Source organism: Paenibacillus lautus (assembly GCF_050482385.1).
Taxonomy (GTDB): Bacteria; Bacillota; Bacilli; order Paenibacillales; family Paenibacillaceae; genus Paenibacillus_AQ; species Paenibacillus_AQ lautus_B.
Genome location: NZ_JBCNHV010000009.1, coordinates 17,585 through 35,421, shown reverse-complemented (window position 1 = coordinate 35,421; position 17,837 = coordinate 17,585). Strand labels below are relative to the sequence as shown.

General features: G+C 48.7%; 11 protein-coding genes. 1 reads left to right on the top strand and 10 read right to left on the bottom strand.

Features of this window, described 5'->3' with window-relative positions; translation table 11 throughout:
- Nucleotides 1-165 precede the first annotated feature (165 nt).
- Entirely contained in the window at nt 166-594 is a 429-nt protein-coding gene (locus ABEW73_RS10470) for a MarR family winged helix-turn-helix transcriptional regulator (protein WP_430167345.1), read from the bottom strand.
- A 160-nt stretch (nt 595-754) separates the two neighbouring features.
- On the opposite strand from ABEW73_RS10470, the gene ABEW73_RS10465 reads away from it, so the two are divergent.
- The gene (locus ABEW73_RS10465; RefSeq protein WP_430167344.1) at nt 755-2,065 is read left to right on the top strand and encodes an amidohydrolase family protein; all 1,311 of its coding nucleotides are present in this window, start codon (nt 755-757) and stop codon (nt 2,063-2,065) included.
- Between the two features lie 161 nt (nt 2,066-2,226).
- Here the strand turns inward: ABEW73_RS10465 and ABEW73_RS10460 are convergent, their stop codons facing one another.
- The 9 genes from ABEW73_RS10460 to ABEW73_RS10420 form a co-directional block, all read right to left on the bottom strand.
- Entirely contained in the window at nt 2,227-2,442 is a 216-nt protein-coding gene (locus ABEW73_RS10460; protein ID WP_430167343.1) for a hypothetical protein, read from the bottom strand.
- Nucleotides 2,443-2,980: 538 nt separating this feature from the next.
- Nucleotides 2,981-4,552: a response regulator transcription factor gene (locus ABEW73_RS10455; RefSeq protein ID WP_430167342.1), complete on the bottom strand. Its 1,572-nt coding sequence runs from the start codon at nt 4,550-4,552 to the stop codon at nt 2,981-2,983.
- Between the two features lie 76 nt (nt 4,553-4,628).
- Complete coding sequence (locus ABEW73_RS10450) at nt 4,629-6,386, bottom strand: histidine kinase (protein ID WP_430167340.1); 1,758 nt, start codon at nt 6,384-6,386, stop codon at nt 4,629-4,631.
- Between the two features lie 166 nt (nt 6,387-6,552).
- Nucleotides 6,553-8,187, bottom strand: coding sequence for an extracellular solute-binding protein (locus ABEW73_RS10445; RefSeq protein ID WP_430167338.1), 1,635 nt, complete (start codon nt 8,185-8,187; stop codon nt 6,553-6,555).
- Between the two features lie 49 nt (nt 8,188-8,236).
- The gene (locus tag ABEW73_RS10440; RefSeq protein WP_430167336.1) at nt 8,237-9,109 is read right to left on the bottom strand and encodes a carbohydrate ABC transporter permease; all 873 of its coding nucleotides are present in this window, start codon (nt 9,107-9,109) and stop codon (nt 8,237-8,239) included.
- 79 nt (nt 9,110-9,188) lie between these two features.
- Nucleotides 9,189-10,145 (bottom strand): ABC transporter permease, encoded by a 957-nt coding sequence (locus ABEW73_RS10435; protein ID WP_430112132.1) that lies wholly within the window; start codon nt 10,143-10,145, stop codon nt 9,189-9,191.
- 224 nt (nt 10,146-10,369) lie between these two features.
- Nucleotides 10,370-14,215, bottom strand: a complete 3,846-nt coding sequence (locus ABEW73_RS10430) for a family 43 glycosylhydrolase (RefSeq protein ID WP_430167333.1) — start codon at nt 14,213-14,215, stop codon at nt 10,370-10,372.
- A 261-nt stretch (nt 14,216-14,476) separates the two neighbouring features.
- Complete coding sequence (locus ABEW73_RS10425; RefSeq protein ID WP_430167331.1) at nt 14,477-16,306, bottom strand: sensor histidine kinase; 1,830 nt, start codon at nt 16,304-16,306, stop codon at nt 14,477-14,479.
- A gap of 20 nt (nt 16,307-16,326) precedes the next feature.
- Entirely contained in the window at nt 16,327-17,769 is a 1,443-nt protein-coding gene (locus ABEW73_RS10420) for a response regulator transcription factor (protein WP_430167329.1), read from the bottom strand.
- Nucleotides 17,770-17,837: the final 68 nt, after the last annotated feature.

The following is a 17,837-nucleotide window of genomic DNA, read 5'->3' as shown; positions in this document are numbered from 1 at the left end:
AATCGGTAATTGAAGCATGTTCTTATCCTCTTCAGCAATCGGTACAAGTTCTTGGCCTCGACTCAAGACAAGAACTTGTATCGATAAAACAAAAAAGCCGCTATTTTAGCGACTTTCAATAGGACTATTTTCTTGTCCCTCGACAAAAAATTAGCGCCATCCTCTTTATATGCGATCATTGATTTTGATTAACAATTTCTTTAAGACTTGCTTCTCCTCGTCGGTAAGGACTTGAACGATTTCTTCCTCCACCTTTTGGAATGAATCTTGAAAGTCTTCAATCAGTTCAATCGCTTTTGGCAATACATATATATTTTTTTGCCGTTCATTATTGGCCGGGATTTTGCGCTCGATGAACCCTTTTTGCTCTAGACCTTGAAGCATGCTTGTAATGCTGGCCCCACGTAGATGAAACCGATCTGCAAGGTCCTTTTGAATAATATGATTATGTTGGTTCTCGTAAATATAGTCGATTACTTTTCCTTGTTGAGCGTTTAACCCCAGTTCTTTTATACTCTCGTCCGCTCTTTTCTTTAACTTAAGACCGATAATCTGAAACAAATCCAGATAAGGCGTATCTTTTCGGGATGGCATGATCGTCCCCCTCTTTGATTGTTAGAAATCTAATTGTAAGCAACTAAACTATACCGTGATCCAATAGGCTTGTCAAACAAATATTAGTTTGTTGACAGTTAGATATCTAACAGTTATACTTCGAATTGTTGAACCGCACAAACACTTGGGAGGAATTCAAATGGAGAAGGTAACTCAAAATGAAGCGTTAGAACAAGTTACGGCGATTATAAATGTACGTATCTTTGATGGAGATCAAATGATTGCGCCCAGACATGTTGTCATTAAAGGGGAGTCTATTATTTCAGTGGGCGGAGACCTTCCGGCCGATGCAACGATTATCGATGGAGAAAATGGGACTCTAATGCCTGGTCTGATTGATGCACATGTCCACACCTCAATCGGCGGATTACGAGATGCCTTAAAATTCGGGGTTACAACAGAACTCGAAATGAACGGAGATTTTACTAAAAGAGGGCGCGAGATTCAGTTGAAAAATGTGAATGATGTCGCAGACGTCCGCTCTGCTGGCACAGCGATCACCGCTCCGGGCGGACACCCAGATGAATTACTGCCGGATGGAGATGAAATACCGGAATTCGTATTAAAGGAACTAGCGAAGTTATCGGAGGAAGACCGGGAAGCGATGTTGGCCGCATACGCTCACGATCACGAAGAAATCCCGCAAGTGACAACCGTAGAAGAAGCGATTAAACATGTGCATACCCAAGTGGAGAATGGTGCCGACTATATTAAGATCATGATTGAGGAAGGAACGGTCATGGGTGCACCTGGCCTGCCTGTACTAAGTGACGAGATTCTAAAAACAGCCGTGAAAGAAGCCCACAAGTTCGATAAACTGGTCATCGCACACGTCTTGACGGCTCTTTCATCGCAAGAAGCCATCGATTTTGGAGTCGACGGTTTGGGCCACTTGTTTATCGACAGACCCGAGTACACGTCCGAGTTAGTGAAATCCATAGCGAATTCAGGCGCTTTTGTTACACCCTGCTTGGTGTTGAATTCCTCGATTATTGGAAATCCGGCATCGGAATTGGCGAATGATCCGCGTGTTCATTCCAAATTAAGTCCGGATTGGATCGATATTTTGAACTCAAGCTTCAATACGTTCCCGCAAGGCAATATGGAGAACAGCTTTAAGAATGTGATGGACCTTCACCATGCCGGAGTTGATATTCTGGTAGGGACGGATGTCGCGCCGGTTCCCGTTCCGAACCTTGGCGGTCTTGCTCATGGGGCCAGTGTCCACCACGAAATGCAGCTGCTGGTGAAGGCCGGGTTCACTCCGATCGAAGCTCTTCAGTCGGCTACTTCCAAACCGGCCCGTTGCTTTGGTCTTCTCGATCGCGGCCGTATTACCGAAGGTGCGCGCGCTGATCTTATTCTCGTAAACGGTGATCCGACCACTAATATTTCGGATACCTTGTCGATCAAATCCGTATGGTTCAATGGTTCGCAGCAACTAGGTTAATCAGATTCGATCTCACTGTACAATAAAAACCAAAACTCCGTGCTAAAGTAGGGAGTTTTGGTTGATTTAATTGATTATTTTAAGTCGTTGCTCATCGCTCGTCGCCGGGATCGGTTGCACTAGCCTGATTATTTCGCACTGGTAGTATTAGAATGGTAGAGTCATTGCATGGAATCCATTTGATCGAATCGACCATGAAAAATAAGTCCACCGCTCTTTGCAAGCGGCGGGCTTTCTGCTCTTCTAAAGCATGCGTTTACGGTTGAAGCTGCCAGAGTGCGGGCACGCTGCTCGGCCCCCAACCCGGCACTTTCCTGCCCGATTGTTGAGAAAAGAGAGCCAATCAAGAAACTGGATGTCTTCTTGTTTTTATTCAAATATCGTTCCCCGTTAGCGCAATAAACTAGTTTCTCTATATAATACGGTTTTCCGAACTGTCCCTAAAAGTCTGGGTGCCCATAAAACTTTGCAAACGGGCAGCCGTATCCTTTGAAGCGGTATAAATCATGATCTTCAGCTCCGGATTGGTAGGCGGTTGCAAGGTTATATGTTCAAATTCCATCTCTCCGATCCGAAGGTCAGACCAACGTTTGTGGCAATCTGTAATAACCTGAACGTCAAGCCGCGGCATAGCTCACGGAATAGCTCGCTAATCTGCATAAACTCCTCAATAAGCTCCTTAAACCTCGCATCATCAGGAAAGTGTGCGTAATCCTCCCTCATCATTTGAAGTGAACATTCATTCTGATTTTGGCTGAAAAATAGTGCCGCTCCCAAATACTCCCCATGGTTACGCCGGATTCATTCAAAGTCATTGGCATCGAGGTAGCCTGCAAGTCATTCTCCCGGAGAAGTCTGAGTAGCACTTTTTTGTGATTTTTTGTATTTGTCGAATATCGCGCTTCTCCTTTCGCATCAAAATCCATCCGCGACTCCCTGCGGCGGCTTTGCTGTCCGCTTTCGGTATTCCTTGGGCGAGAGCCCTGCTATTTTGTTGAACATATGCGTGAAGTAATTGGAATCGTTAAAACCGATGGCTTGGGCGATTTCAAAAATTTTCATATCGGTGCTTTTGAGCAGGATCTTCGCTTTCTGCACGCGCAGGTTTTGGATATAGCCGGTGACGCTTTCGCCAGTTTCTTTCTTGAACAGGTTGCTGAAGTAGCTGGGGTTGAGATGAACATGCGCCGCCACCTTAGCCAATCCGCATTCGTCCATATATTTCTCTTCGATAAACCGGATGGCTTGCTTGACCGGATTATCTTTTTTGCCGGCAAGCCAGTTGTTATGGGAGAGTAGGAATTCATGGATGTATCCCTGCAGCCAAGCCACAATCTCTTCGGGCGTCTCGCATTTGTAGACGGAACCCCACTCGATGGAACGTGCGGCCATCCGCCATACAGGAAACTGTACTTGCACCAGCCGGAGAAGGGCCGTGGCCAGGAGCAGGGCTTCGATTTTAGCGGTTTGCAGGGGCATACTACTGATCCGCACCTCTTGATCTAGAAGCTCCTTGTTCAAACGGCCATTGTCTCCCGACATAAGCCAAGATACGATTTCCTTCTCCTTTTCGTAAAGTGCCGTCTGGTTAAGTAAAGATTCATAGGCAGTACTGCGCTCAGAGGCCACCTCCCGGCCCAGCCCGCTGCAATACCGCTCGTAAGCCTGACGCAGGTCCTCCGCCATGCGGCATCGTCCTTGTCCGCAGCAGGCAAGCGCCAGTTTCAGATACTGCTGAATCGAATCGGTGAGGATCTGCAACCAGGAAGAAGGCATTTCCGGCCGGGAATCCGTCCTGTCCACCAATAAAGCCCATTCCGATGAACTCAAGGAAAAAAAACGGAAGCCTCCGCCATACCATTTATGCAAATGCTCCCTGACAATGTTGCCGAGAGCAAACTGCAATAGCGGCATATCCTGGGCGGAATAATGTTTTTCTGAGGAAATATAGGTAGGGATGCTAAGAAAGTAAAGCTCGCATTCCTTCATCCGTCCGAGCAAAGCCTCCACCTCTCCGTTGTTGCAGGACATGCCCATAATCGCTGAGCGAAGCTGGCTGTCCTCATGCTGGCGCTTCCAATCCTCCACCAGCCGCCCGGACTGATTCTCTTCGATCAGCCGTACATAGGTCCGATCGAGCATGTTTAATATATCCGCTTCTACGCAAGGTTTCGTGATAAAGTCCAGCACTCCAAACTTGAGGGCGGACTGGGCGTAAGCAAAATCTTTGAATCCCGTGATGATCACAATCTTGGTCCCCCAGCCTCGAGCCTTGATTTCCTCGGCCAGTTCGAGCCCATCCATATGGGGCATGCGAATATCGGTTAACAGCAAATCCGGGATGCATTGCTCCATCGAAGACAGAGCGGCCAGGCCATTTGCCGCTTCTCCCGCCACCACCCACTCGGCGGACCGTTTCCCGGCCAGCTTGAGCAATCCTTTGCGAAAATTCGGTTGATCCTCGGCGATAAACAGCTTGGCTTTCATCCATTTCCCTCCTAAAAGTTTTGTGAACGTTACCTCATGATAAGCTTCGAGCAAAACTCGCTTCGAAAGCATAGGCTTAGTACTCTTGCGGGATCGTCTGAATGGGAAGCTTGATGTGAACGGTCGTTCCTTTTCCCTTGACGCTGGAAATCTCTACTCCGTAAGGAGCCCCATACACCAGTTCAATGCGTCGCAGCACGCTTTTAAAGCCAATTCCCGTTTTGTTGTTCTCAGACAGCGCATCCTCAGCTTCCTTCAAAGCATATAAAGTGCTGTCATCCATGCCGCAGCCGTTGTCAGCCACCTCGATATGCAGCGCTCCATCCCGTAAAGCCGCCTTCACCCTGAGCACCCGGTCTTCATCCATATTTCGGAAGGCATGCACAAAAACATTTTCCACCACCGGCAGCAGCAGGCATCTCATCATCCGCAGACCCAGAAGCGATTCTTCGGCCTGAATGATCGTTTCAATCTGGCCGGTAAACAATTCGGTCTGAATCTTAATGTAATTCCGTATCTGCTGCAGTTCTTCTCCCAGCGTCGTATCGGTCTTGACGGATTTAAGCGAATACTTCAGCATCTCCGAGATGGCGTTGATCAGTAGAGCCGCCTCCGCCTGGTCGTCGTTATACAGCTTCCAATACAGTTCATTGAACAGGTTATGCAGATAATGAGGGTTCAATTGCGCCTGAATGGCTTTTAATTCCGATTCCCGCTGGCTGATCTGGGCCAGATACACTTTGTTGATCAGAGTGCTTACTTGCTCCGCCATGCTGTTGAAGCTCTCACCGATGAACCCGAGCTCATCGCCGGAACGGACGCTAATCCGAGCCGAGAAATCCCCCGAACGCAATTTGCGCAGCCCCCGCAGCAGATCAGCCAGTGGCTTCAGCAAGGTTCTGGTAGAAATCGTAATCAGCAGTGCGCTAAGAAGCACGACGCCAATTCCGGCAAAAACAAAGATATGGATGATGTCTTTGTTTTTGCGTTGAATTTCCTCCAGAGAAACCCCTCCATATAACGTGAAGCCTGCCGGTTCCAGACGATGGCGGACAAATAAATAGGTGACCCCACTCATCTTGACATATTGGGGATCGCCGGCTTCGATCAAGCGCATGAGTTGTTCCGTCTCCTCCTGATTCATATTGGCGTAGAGCAGTCCCTCCAGAGGTTCCAGCAGCAGTACCTTACCGTTGCCGTTCTCCGTAAGATCCCGCAGCACTTTGGACACCAGTCTTTCCTCCATGACCACCACCATGGTTCCGTACGGGATCAGTTTATCATTGAGCATCCGTCTGGCGGCAATTAGCACCGTCCGGCGTCCGCCGGGATCGACACTACTAGGCAGACTGGCCCGTCCCCAGACCAAGTTCCCCCGATGCGATTCCAGCTTGCCCATCAACATGGCCATTTCTTCAGGTCCGGGTTCCCCTGACGCCCCATTTTGGGAGCGAATAGCCAAATCTCCATTTTCATTGAACAGAAAGATGGAACGAATCGACGGCGTATCCACTTGCAGCGTGATCAGCTGCTCCTCCACGTACTTACGGTTCTTGTATTGCGTATAGAGATCCCCTCCGGGATCAAGGCTCTCTGTGACGAATATTTCTATAGAAGGGTTCAGTATAATGGATTGGGATACCCGGCTTACCTCTTGGAAGGTGAGTTCCAATCGGGCCAAAGCCTGTTCATTGGCAATGGAGAACTGCTTGCTGATCTCGTCCTCCATCAATTGGACATTTAAGCGGTAGACCAGCCACCCCGCTAATGCAAAGGCTAATGTGACCATACACGAGAGCAGTACAATCAGCTTCAACTTGAAGCTGCCCTTCATTTCTCCGGCAATTCTCCCCGGCCAACTTATCGGATTCAGTCTGGCTCCCTCCCCGTAACGATGATGTAATCCGATTGTAATCCCTTTCATCCTGAATTAAAACAAAACTTGGCCCGGCTTCTACCGGACCAAGTCCTTATTCTATTCCCAGTGCTCTGTCCGAACTTTACTTTAGTTGGGAGCGGACCATTTCCAGTACATCATCGCCCAGGAAGGCCGTGTCTTTATTTTCTTGATACCACGTATTCATGTATTCCTCAACCTGCTTGCCGCCGCCTTTCTCCCAGGCTGCTTTAGCATCCGCAATAGCTTGCTCGGCCGTATATTTGGACCCGCCTATGATTCCTTTGACAATGATGTCGCTCACTTCTTTGTTCACGTTGGTACTGATAACCACTAAGTCGCTTGGCAGAACCGGCATATGCCCGTAGTGACTCAGAGCGGGATATTTAGCATCCGGATTGAGCAAGAACTGGTCCGCTTGCTTCATCATTTCCAGCCCCGCCTTCTGATCCGGATCCTCCACATTAAATGCCGATACGGAGGTCAAAAATTCGTTCTGCGGGAGGGAATAGAACATCGTGTAGTCCGCGGCCCAATCCACTTCCTTTGTATTCTTGTCGGGATCAATCACGATGGGCGCATCTTCCGCTGACTTGTTCCAATGTTCTCCCTCCAGCCCCTTTCTCAATGTCAGCGCTGTATCCGGCTGGAGCATAAAGTTGATGTATTCCATCACAGCCTTGGGATTTTTGGCTGCGGCGTTAACCACGGTTGTCATCTGAATCGGGTTGGTCACGTGATGGGTAAACTGTCCCATAGGGGACTCAGGCTGCATCATCGGCGCAATTTCCGCATCCGGGACCATCTTTCTGATGGTCTTGATATCGGTGACCGTACTCTCAAACCAGTTGTTGATTTGCGGAGGAAGGAATACGCCTACCTTGCCATTCAAATAATCCTTCTTAGCTTTGGAGCCATTCGTGTCTGCCAGGTAATCCGGGTCGATCAGTCTTTCGTCGAACAATCTCTTCTTGAATTTCGTCGCCTCCAGCGTATTATCCCAGCTGCGGATGATTTTGTCGTCAGCCGAGATGGCCCAACCGCTCGAGCCGAACATGGAATCCACCATGCCTCCGGAGGTATAGCTTATATTCGTTCCGTACGTATCCTTCTTGCCGTTGCCGTCAGGATCTTGCTCTACAAAAGCCTTCAAGACTGTAATCAGCTCTTCGGTCGTCTTCGGCACCTCCAGGTTCAGCTTTTTCAACCAATCCACCCGGATAAACGCCACGCTTTGAAGATGGGGCTCGTTAATTTTGCCGATTTCGTAAAGCTTGCCATCCGGCTTGGTGCCCACCTCGCGCAGCTGGGGATACTTCTCCAGCAATTTTTCATATTCAGGGGCATACTGCAAGTAATCGTCCAGTGGCAGCAGTTGCTTCTGCTGATATAGGGAATCCCGGAAGCCCGTATCATAATCATTGACCATATCCGGTGCGCTGCCGGATGCGAACATCACATTTAACTTCTGAGTCGATTCCGACCGGAGCACGGGCACAAACTTGGCCTCCACCGGAGAATGTTCATTAATCCATTTGGTCCAGCGATTCTCCTCCACGGTTCCCTCCGCGGCCGGGATATTGCCTCTGTCATAGTTTGACACGGTAATGACGGGTTTATCTCCGCTTCCCTCCCCTTCTTTTGGCTGGCTGCAGCCGGCAGCCCCTACCGTCAACACGATAGCCAATACTGCGGATGACCAGACCCTTTTGTTCCACTTGGATGTTTGTTTTAACATTTACAAGCTCCTCTCGACCCATGATCTATAATGAATGGATGTGTTTCCGCTAACCTTTAATGGAACCAAGCATAATCCCTTGAACGAAATACTTTTGCAAAAACGGATATACCACCAGCATCGGCACCACCATCACCATTACACCTACCGCCTTCAGTTTCTCGGAGATCAGCTCCTGCTGCTGCATGATATCCATCGCCATCATGTTGTCCATGCTCTGAATCTGCAGCATGCTCTGGACAATGACCGTGAGATTCTGCAGTTCCGTCCGATTGATGTAAAGAATGACATTCATGAACATGTTCCAGTAACCAACACCGTAGAATAACGTCAATGTGGCCAGCATGGGCAGAGATAAAGGCAAAATAATGCGCAAAAGCAGATGCGTCTCTCCGCAGCCATCAATCTGAGCCGATTCCGTCACTTCACTCGGAATGTTTTCAAAGAAGCTTTTCATGATTAACATGTTATAGGTACTGATCAGCCCAACGAACCATAAGGACCAATACGTGTTCGTCAAATGCAGATTGTTCATCACCAGATAAGTAGGAATCATGCCGCCGCTGAACAACATCGTAAACAGCGCGGCCGTTGTGAGCGGCTTGCGGGCATACAGATAGCGGCGGGACAAAGGATACGCCGTCAGAACCGTAGTCAGGATGCTAAGCGCCGTTCCGCCCAATGTGATGATGACGCTGTTGCCAAACGCCCGCAAGGCTGGCGTGTTCTGAAAAAAATATTTGTAAGCGGTGAAATCTAGGCCCACCGGCCAGAACAAGACTTGTCCCAGATCCACTGCCTGCCCTTCGCTTATGGACAAAGCGATCAAATGCAGGAAAGGCAGGATGCAGGTGAGTGCAATGATAATTAAAACCGTGTGAACGAAGACCGAAAAAACCCTTCCGCTAGCCGACTCTCTCAATGCAGTTCCCCTCCCTAAAAGTTTTGTGAGCCTTGCTTTCCGGATAAGCTTCGTACAAAACTCGCTTCGGAAGCATGGGCTAGAATAATCCCTGGTCGAATTTCCTGGCCAGTGCGTTAGCCGACAACAGCAGCACCAAGCCGACAATGGACTCGAATAGACCCATGGCCGTGGTCAGACTGAATTGGGCCTTCTGCAGCCCCACTTTGTACACATAGGTGCTGATGACCTCGGCTTTTTCCAGGACTGTGGGATTCTGCAAGTTGTAAACCTGATCGAACCCTACCTCCATCAAGCGACCCATGCCCAGGATCAGCAGAAGGATAATCGTAGGACGGAGGCCCGGCAGCGTAATATGCCAGATCTGTCTCAGCTTACCCGCACCGTCCAAGGCGGTGGATTCGTACAAGCTGGGATCAATGGACGAAAGGGCGGCGAGATAGATAATGGCACCGAACCCCATTTCCTTCCACATCCCGGAGCCGATAAAGATCGTAACCCAGGATTCGATGCGGTACAGAAAAGGCACCGGCTCCATTCCCCATTGCTCCAGCAGCTTGTTAACGGTGCCGCCGTCGATCGAAAACAAGGTGAGAACCAGCCCTGCTACGATGACCCATGACAGAAAGTGGGGAAGATAAATAATCGTTTGAATCCAGCGCTTCAGCCATCTTTTTCGAACCTCATTCAGCGCGATGGCGATAATGATCGGCGCGGGAAAACCGAAGATCAGATTCAGAATACTTAATTCGAGGGTATTCCAGATGATCTGCAGCGTAGCGTCGGACTGAAATAAAATCTTGAAATACTTGAGTCCCACCCAAGGGCTGGACAAAATGCCATCGCGGAAATTGTAATCCTTGAAAGCGATCACAAGCCCGCCCATAGGAAAATACCGGAATATCACGTAATACAGGATCCCCGGTACGAGCATGAGGAACAGCGGAATATTCTGCCGAAACCTCTTGGTCTCGTAAAAGGCTTGTTTGGCCATCGGCACACTGTCCGTTTCGGCGGTCGCAGGTGTTGTTGGCATGTTCTAACCTTCTTTCTTGGTTAATTGCTTTTCGATGATGTTTATACTGTATCGCAGTCCCACCTGTGCATACCTTAAGAATCTCTAGGTTTTTCTATAGTTTTTTTGTTTTTCACGTACAGAAAAAAAAAGACGCGAATTCGCTCGCGTCCTTTTTTGGTGCTTCCCTTTCCCGTTTGCGTTAGCTTTTCATTTAAATGCCAGAGCTTAATGTTTCCTTCACATTATTGCCGGGACAACAAGAAGCGTGCGTCCCTAAGTAAATAGTTTGCCGCATCGTTCGATATGTGTTTTCCGCCTTGCGCCCGCACCTCGTTAACAAAACTGTTCAAATTGCCATTCTCCAGTTTTTTCTGCAGGCTACGGGCGATTCCGGCATTATCGATTTCCTTGCTCTCGGCAAAACGCGTCACTAATGCCTTTAATGAATTGATACTTGCCACGGTATGGAAAACAACGGTTTTACTGCCTGAATTGCCGGCTAGATCAACTGAAGACACCTCAAGCGTATGTGTTCCCAGCGGCAATGAAAAGAGTGGGACCGTCGTGCCAACCGGATAAGAATACGTATCCAGCGTCACCATCGTCTTGCTGTTGTCGACTCCCGATGCCGTATCCAGCATAGTCACCAAAGGGGTCAAATCCCCGCTATCTTCATGGATGCTGCCGTCTTCAGGAATGGCAACTTCTATAGTTGGCGCCTTCGTATCCAGCTTAAAGCTGACGGCTTTCGCCATCTCCTCATTCTCTGCTGGATCAACCGAACGATAGGTAACTGTGTAAGTGCCGTCTTGGCTGAATGTGATTGGTGCCGTATAGGTTTGCCAAGTTGTCCCGCCGTCCAGACTGTAGTCGGTTTTTGCAACGCTATCCCGTGGAGCTTTTGCTGACAAACTTACCGTTACCGGATGCGTATACCAGCCATTTTGGCCATTCGGAACTTCTGGCGAAAGAGCCGCGGATGTGATCGGGGCAGTTTTCGATCCTCCCGTAACCATGACTTTGAAATCGTCGAAGTCGATTGAAGCGTTGGCGTAGCCGTCGATGCCGAACAGCTGGCCGGTCAACTTACTGCCGCCTGTATGGCGGAAGAGGAAGTCAGTGGCCGCCGGAACTGGATCATCGTTAATATAAACGGTATAAGTCTTGGCGTCCCAGTTTGCCACCATTTTAATTTTGTACCATGTATTGTATGAAGTGTTCTTGACCGGCTTCTTGGACCCCCCATTCTGTACGATGATTTTACCCGTATCAAAAGCTGTGACCATGGAATAATTGCCGGTGCCGCTGTCATTTCTCACCATGGCACCATTGGCGTACTGAAAGCTGCTGTTTAATCTGGCACGATATTCGATGACGATGCGCTGATCCGCTTCTGCCTTGACCTCGCCTGCAAACGGCAGGAACAAATTTGCCTTGCCCGCAACAGCGGTTGTGGTCAGTCGAAGGAACTTATTCCCGTCCTCTTCTTGCACAGTGGCAGTAGCGCCATTGGTTAGAGATTCGATGGTAATGCCGTAAGGGTACTTGCCCGTCTCATCGCCGGAGAAATCCCGGTAGGCGTTATAGGTCACGCCATCCTCGGTAAGGTTAAGTGAGCCAAGCAGGGCTACTTCCGCTTCAGCAAGGCGATCCAGCGCCTCCTCAAACTGCTCTTCACGCAGATCAGGGTCTACAGACATCTCTTCCGCATGATCCAGCTCAGCCAAGAGAGCATTATACGCATCTTGACTATAGGTTCCCAAGCCTTCGCCCAGCGGAAAAGAGAAACCGACTATCCTGCTGCGCATGTTATCTACAATCTCATCAAGACCCCATCCCGGGATCACTTCTACGGAAACGGCAGCAGGAATCTTCTCGCCATTCAGTGTTAATATGACAGGCACCTGAATCGTGCCAAGTGAGTTGAAGTGTATTCCTTCCAGCTTCCAGCTGACCTCGGCGATGCTTATCTCACCCTTGTAATTGACGTCAACAACGCCGGGCAGCCTCGGTGTCACTCCGGAGGGAGTTTTTACTTGAGAAATAATCTGAGGAACCTGAGACGGATCGGGTGTTACTGTTAAGTTGAATTTTGCTTCCTTGCCGCCGTATACGGCTGTAATCACCGTATCCCCCGGCCCAGTGTCATATACCTGACCGGTGACCGTAACCTTGGCCACGTCTGGTTTGCTGCTGAAGTACGTGGCTTCAGCCGACACATCCTGGACTTCATAGGTGTTGTAGTGAGCTGTTAACTGCAGTTGCCCTGTCAGCCCGCTGGTCAGGATGTTGTTCAATCCGCTGATGGCAATGGACTGCACAGACTTAGGTTCAGCGGCAACGATAACCGTGGCTGTGGCCGTCTTTCCGTTATATGTCGCGGTGATCGTGGCGCTGCCTGCCTTGAGTCCTTTGACCCCCATCCCATCAATATCAGCGACCTCTTTGTTGGAAGAACTGAAGGAAACTCCGCTGTCCACAGGGGAATAGGTAGTGCCTGTTACCGTATACACGGGCAAACTGCGGCTTTCACCTAACCCCAGCGTGTACCCCGGAGAATCGAATAGAATTTCCGACGCAACATCAAGCTTGAATATATCCATGCTGTCAATTTCGGCAAGGTTGGCACCCGTCGAGAAACGGATGGTATTGTTGCCTTGTTTAAGATAGACTTTCACCGTGGAGGCTCCCCAACGATTCCAGCCGGAATAGACGATGTTCAAACGGGCGCCGGAACTGCCGTTAACCGACAAGATATGTGAAGCATCCACCCCATTCGATGAGCCGTTGGCATTGCGCACAGACAGCACATAAAATCCCGCCTCTGGCACGTTGACTGTAAACTGGGCATAATCATTGGCGTTCTTGATATTGGCGATCTTCTTCCCGTCGGAAGCGGTACCTTCCCACCAAACGCCGGGGCCGGTTCCGCCGCTGGGATCTTTCACCAACAGGGCTGCTTCCGCCTCATAGCGCTGACGTGCCGGCTCCCCTGAAGGCTTGGCAATCGGTTTGTTTGGATCGACGGGCTCTCCCAGGTTTGGCGTTCCGTCTGCGTCCCAGATGAATTTCTGCGCTCGGACATTGCGGGTCCACCCTGATCCTGGCCAGCGGGCGGAATGGTAGATAATCCAGTCCTCACTGCCGTCGGGAGAAGTGGTGAGACTGTGGTGACCCGGGCCATAAACGCCGTTGGCGCTGGAGAAAATCGGATTGTCCTGTTTTACCCAGGAGCTGGGGTTCATCAAATCGTCGCCAATCTTGGCCGTGATCAGTCCGAGGCAGTAACTGTCTGTCCAGCTTCCGTTTGCGGAATAGACCAAGTTGATGGTGTTACCGCGTATATTGACTTGGGGACCTTCGTTGATCCTGCCCGGGGACGTTTCCCAATCATGGTCAGGCGTCGAAATCAATACCCGCTGCGAGCTGATGGTCCATGGATCGCTCATTTCCGCTATATATAGATTTTGGAAACTCCCATCCGTTTCCTCCCATCCGGACCAGATGAAATAGTGTTTCTCATTTACAGTCAGCACAGTGCCGTCGATCGCCCAGCGGTCCGTGGAATCGGTTATTTTCCCTTTGAACTCCCAGGTTCCGGTCATCGGACTCTCACTGGCGTTCTCCAGCACATACATGCGGTGGTTTGCGTTGGTTCCGTTGTCAGCCGCGAAGTAAATATACCATTTGTATTTGCCATCGATATCTTTGAGATAGTGCATTTCGGGTGCCCAAACATTGGAACTGTACATTGTACCCTTAACCGGTGTCCAGGCTAGGCTTCTCTCGCCCGCATCAATGCCGGTAATCGTCTTCGCTCTGCGGATCATGATGCCGCTGGCATTGACAAAGACATTGTAGTAGTAGCCGTCCGTATGCTTGTAAACCCAAGGGTCGGCCCCTGTCTGCATGATAACATTGTAGAAATCAGACACCTCCTTTCCCTCCTGCCTGGATGCCAAATCCGCCCTATCTGGCGTTTGCTCTGCCGCCATAGCCGCTCCGTTCCATTGCGGCAGCATCAGCAGCACTGCGAGACAAAACAGCAAATACCTGATTCTTTTCCGATCCCATAAAACCGCTTTCAACCTCATCCATCCCCCTGTCATTGATTTTTTCAGCCATGTCTTCATTCTACTTTCAGAGAAAATTTAAAAAATGTACTATCTTAAATGGTTTTGGTAACCGTTTTAGAAAAAGTGTCTTGACCTTCGGATTATACTTAACCCTCTCAACGTCTGATTGATATTGCCGGGAATTCGAAGAAAAAAAGGACACAATCCCCAATTAAGGGTTGTGTCCTGGTGAAAAAACATTACATTGTAGTGTGTCCGGCTATCGATACAACCTTACTCTTCAGAAGGTTTGCGGTTGTTTAACAGCTTTGGAATCCTCACGGTCACTGTCGTCCCATGGCCGAACTGGCTTTGTATGGCGATCCCGTAACCCTCTCCAAACAATAGCCGGAGCCTGTTATGGATATTGGAAAGTCCGATGCTTGTAGCAGGTTGGCCATCTGGTGCAGGTTCCGGGGATGCCATGCCCAGCTTGGCCTGAAGGGAAGCCAATTGCTCCGGCTCCATGCCCTTCCCGGTATCCATGATCTGGAAGCACACCTCCCCATGCGCATCCACGCTCCCGGTAATCTGGAGCCGGCCCCCTTGATCCATCCGCTCCAGCCCATGATAAACCGCATTCTCCACAATGGGTTGGAGAATCATCTTGGGGGTTTGCATCTCCAGGAGTCCCTCGTTCACATCAATGTCGATGATAAATTTATTCTCGTACCGGATGGCGATAATGTTCATATAAGCCTGAATACAGTCCAGCTCTTCCCTTATCCGTACAAGATCATCTTTTTTTATACTGTAACGGAATATTTTGGACATGCAAGATGCAATTTGCGCGATCTCTCTGCTTCCGTATTCCAATCCGATGCTGCTGATGCAATTGAGCGTATTATAGAGAAAATGGGGGTTGATCTGGCTTTGCAGGGCAGCAAACTCCGCCTGTTTCTGACTCAACTCAGATTCATATAATCTGGCCTGGGTATTGATCATATCTCTTGCCATCTCTTCCCTTTCATTGATTACCCGGTTAATGTCGCAGGCCAGCATGCCTACTTCATTGGTAGACCGGACTTTAATGCGGAAGCCCATGTCCCGGCTCCCCACTCTCTTCATATCCAGAACAAGTCCCATCACCGGACGCATCAGATTGTTCATAAAGAAACTGCCCATGATAAGCATGCTTAGAATCATCCCAATCCCCACGATAATGCTGACTTTCCGTATAGGGTTCATGTCTGCAGTAAGCTCTTGCACTGGAATCATACTCACAACCCGCCACCCGTCTGCCTGCTCCAAACCCTTAACCTGGACAAGAATATCTTCCCCATCGATCGTTGTTTTGACCCCGTTAAGCAGGATGCCCTTATCCATAGACAGAACTTCCCTGAATAACGCACCTCGGGCATTGGAATTGGTGGAAGCAATCACCTCATCTCGGCTATTCAGAATGTACAAGATAGAGTTGGGCGTTAATTCCGTATTTTCCACAAGCCCCTGCATTTTGTCCATATTGACCAAAACGGTACAGTAACCCGTAATTTGGGAGAAATAGATTCCCCCGATGGCCTCCACAATCGGCGCTATATAAAAGAACTGTTCCGTTCCTGTTCTATCGTCTTTTAGAATCGAGGTGAACATCCCCTTGTCCCGCAGCGAAGGATCTTCCTTATACTTCTGGATAAAGGTATCGTAACGATTGAGAAAAAAAATATCTCCGCTTGCTGATGCCAAACTGTAAAGCCGTCTTCCCCGAATATCATTAATTACAATTCCGTCCACATACGAATTAAAGGATCTCATATATTCCATGAGATCCAATGCATTGGGACCGCTATTAAACGCCCTTTTGTAATCATCATCCACTACAGAAAATTCCTGAACCCGTCTGCTATTGACCGCAATACTGGTGCTGACCCTGATATCACTAAATGCAGAATCAATTTTGCGGCGTGTTTGTTCTATCATCTGGTTACTGTAATGGGCGGCTCTCTTCTGGGTTAAATTAGAGAAACTATAATAATAATAAAATTCCATGACAGTAAATATGATGATTGAGAAAAAAAAGATAAGCCATATCTGATGCTTCAATTTCAGTTTACTGAGCTTCATGGCCCGCCGCTCCGTTCATATCAACTTTTTCTGAATTTGGTGGGGGTCATCCCGCAATGCTTCTTGAACACTTTATTGAAATAATAATAATCGACATACCCGGCCTTAATGGCCACTTCTTCAATGGATAGATCCGTCCGCTTCAGGAGCTCACGGGCTTTCTTGATTCTCAGCTCCGACACATATTCAGAGAAGGTTTTGCCCAGATTTTTTCTGAATAATTGACAGCAATACACCTGGTTAATGAAGAATTGGGCAGATAAATCCTTCAAATACAATTTCTGCTCAAAATGATGGTTGATATAATTTATCATCCTGTTGAAGCAGGACTGGATGTCCCCTTCCTGCACAGAGCGACTGTTTCCTATCCTGATGGAGTCGAGAACCTCATGTAAAAAGCTGCATAGCGACTCAAAGTGTTCAAATCGTTCCTTGATCTCGGAATAATTCAGGAATTCCAGTTCCATATCCTTCAATTCCTCAGAATATGCTTTTATAATAATCCCGACGGCTTGATTCCACAGGTAGACAACCTCAGACATGCCCAGATGATGATCCCTGAAATATGCCTGCAGCCCTTTAATGTACGCTTCCACATCGTCAAATTGATTTCCCTGAAGGATGTGGTGGATTTCATCGATACATGGCTTCACCAGATGTAGTTTCGGCTCGTAGTGAACGACGCCCCCAGCTTCTTCAAGAAAAACCTGGGAAGCGGACAGGTCTGCTTCTTTTATGAGCTTGCTCATATGCTTTAGTTGATTAGAGATGCTGCTGACGCCCATAACATGGATGCCCGTCTTATTCAGAACCCACTTATCCGAATGTCCTTCCAGACAAGCCCTATGCTCCGTCATCAGGACAACTAGCATTTTTCGGGCTCCAGCTTCAACTTCCACAACATGAACAGGCTTTCCCTCCAAAGAAAGCAGGTTCCTAATATTTTTATTTTCTCCCTCGAAATAGATGGTCAACACCTGATAATAGTACACAGCTGCATCATCGGGAAGCGGTAGGAAGCTCTTTATCTCGTCCTCATTCGCCGAGGTCAGCGCATCCAGAAGGAGTTGGTTGCGTGCTGTGCTTCTTCGGGAGAAGTGCATGGCCAGTTTCGCGATGAAGGGGTCAGCCTTATCGATATCCAGGGGTTTCAGGAAATAATCCAGCGCGCCATAGCGCAGCGCTTCCTGGGCATATTCAAATTCCGCATATCCGCTTACGATGACAAACTCAATGTCCAGCCCTTCTACTTTGGCTCTCTTCATCAGATCCAGTCCGGATATCTCTGGCATACGGATATCCGTAAATACCAAATCGGGTTCATTCGCTTTTATGGCATCCCATGCTGTGTAAGCGCTTTTAAATTGTCCGATAATTTCAAATCCATATTTATCCCAATCGAAGGCGTTGCGGATTCCTTTAATTGCCCACGGCTCATCATCTACAATCATGACCTTGTACATGGGTATCCTCCTGAACATATGGATTCCCCCGAATAATAGCAAAATTATTCGGGAACAGCAACGAAATA

Coding starts and splice junctions, on each gene's coding strand:
- ABEW73_RS10435 (WP_430112132.1), bottom strand. CDS start 10,145: ATGCCAACAACACCTGCGACCGCCGAAACGGACAGTGTGCCGATGGCC.
- ABEW73_RS10425 (WP_430167331.1), bottom strand. CDS start 16,306: ATGAAGCTCAGTAAACTGAAATTGAAGCATCAGATATGGCTTATCTTT.
- ABEW73_RS10470 (WP_430167345.1), bottom strand. CDS start 594: ATGCCATCCCGAAAAGATACGCCTTATCTGGATTTGTTTCAGATTATC.
- ABEW73_RS10455 (WP_430167342.1), bottom strand. CDS start 4,552: ATGAAAGCCAAGCTGTTTATCGCCGAGGATCAACCGAATTTTCGCAAA.
- ABEW73_RS10465 (WP_430167344.1), top strand. CDS start 755: ATGGAGAAGGTAACTCAAAATGAAGCGTTAGAACAAGTTACGGCGATT.
- ABEW73_RS10420 (WP_430167329.1), bottom strand. CDS start 17,769: ATGTACAAGGTCATGATTGTAGATGATGAGCCGTGGGCAATTAAAGGA.
- ABEW73_RS10450 (WP_430167340.1), bottom strand. CDS start 6,386: ATGAAGGGCAGCTTCAAGTTGAAGCTGATTGTACTGCTCTCGTGTATG.
- ABEW73_RS10445 (WP_430167338.1), bottom strand. CDS start 8,187: ATGTTAAAACAAACATCCAAGTGGAACAAAAGGGTCTGGTCATCCGCA.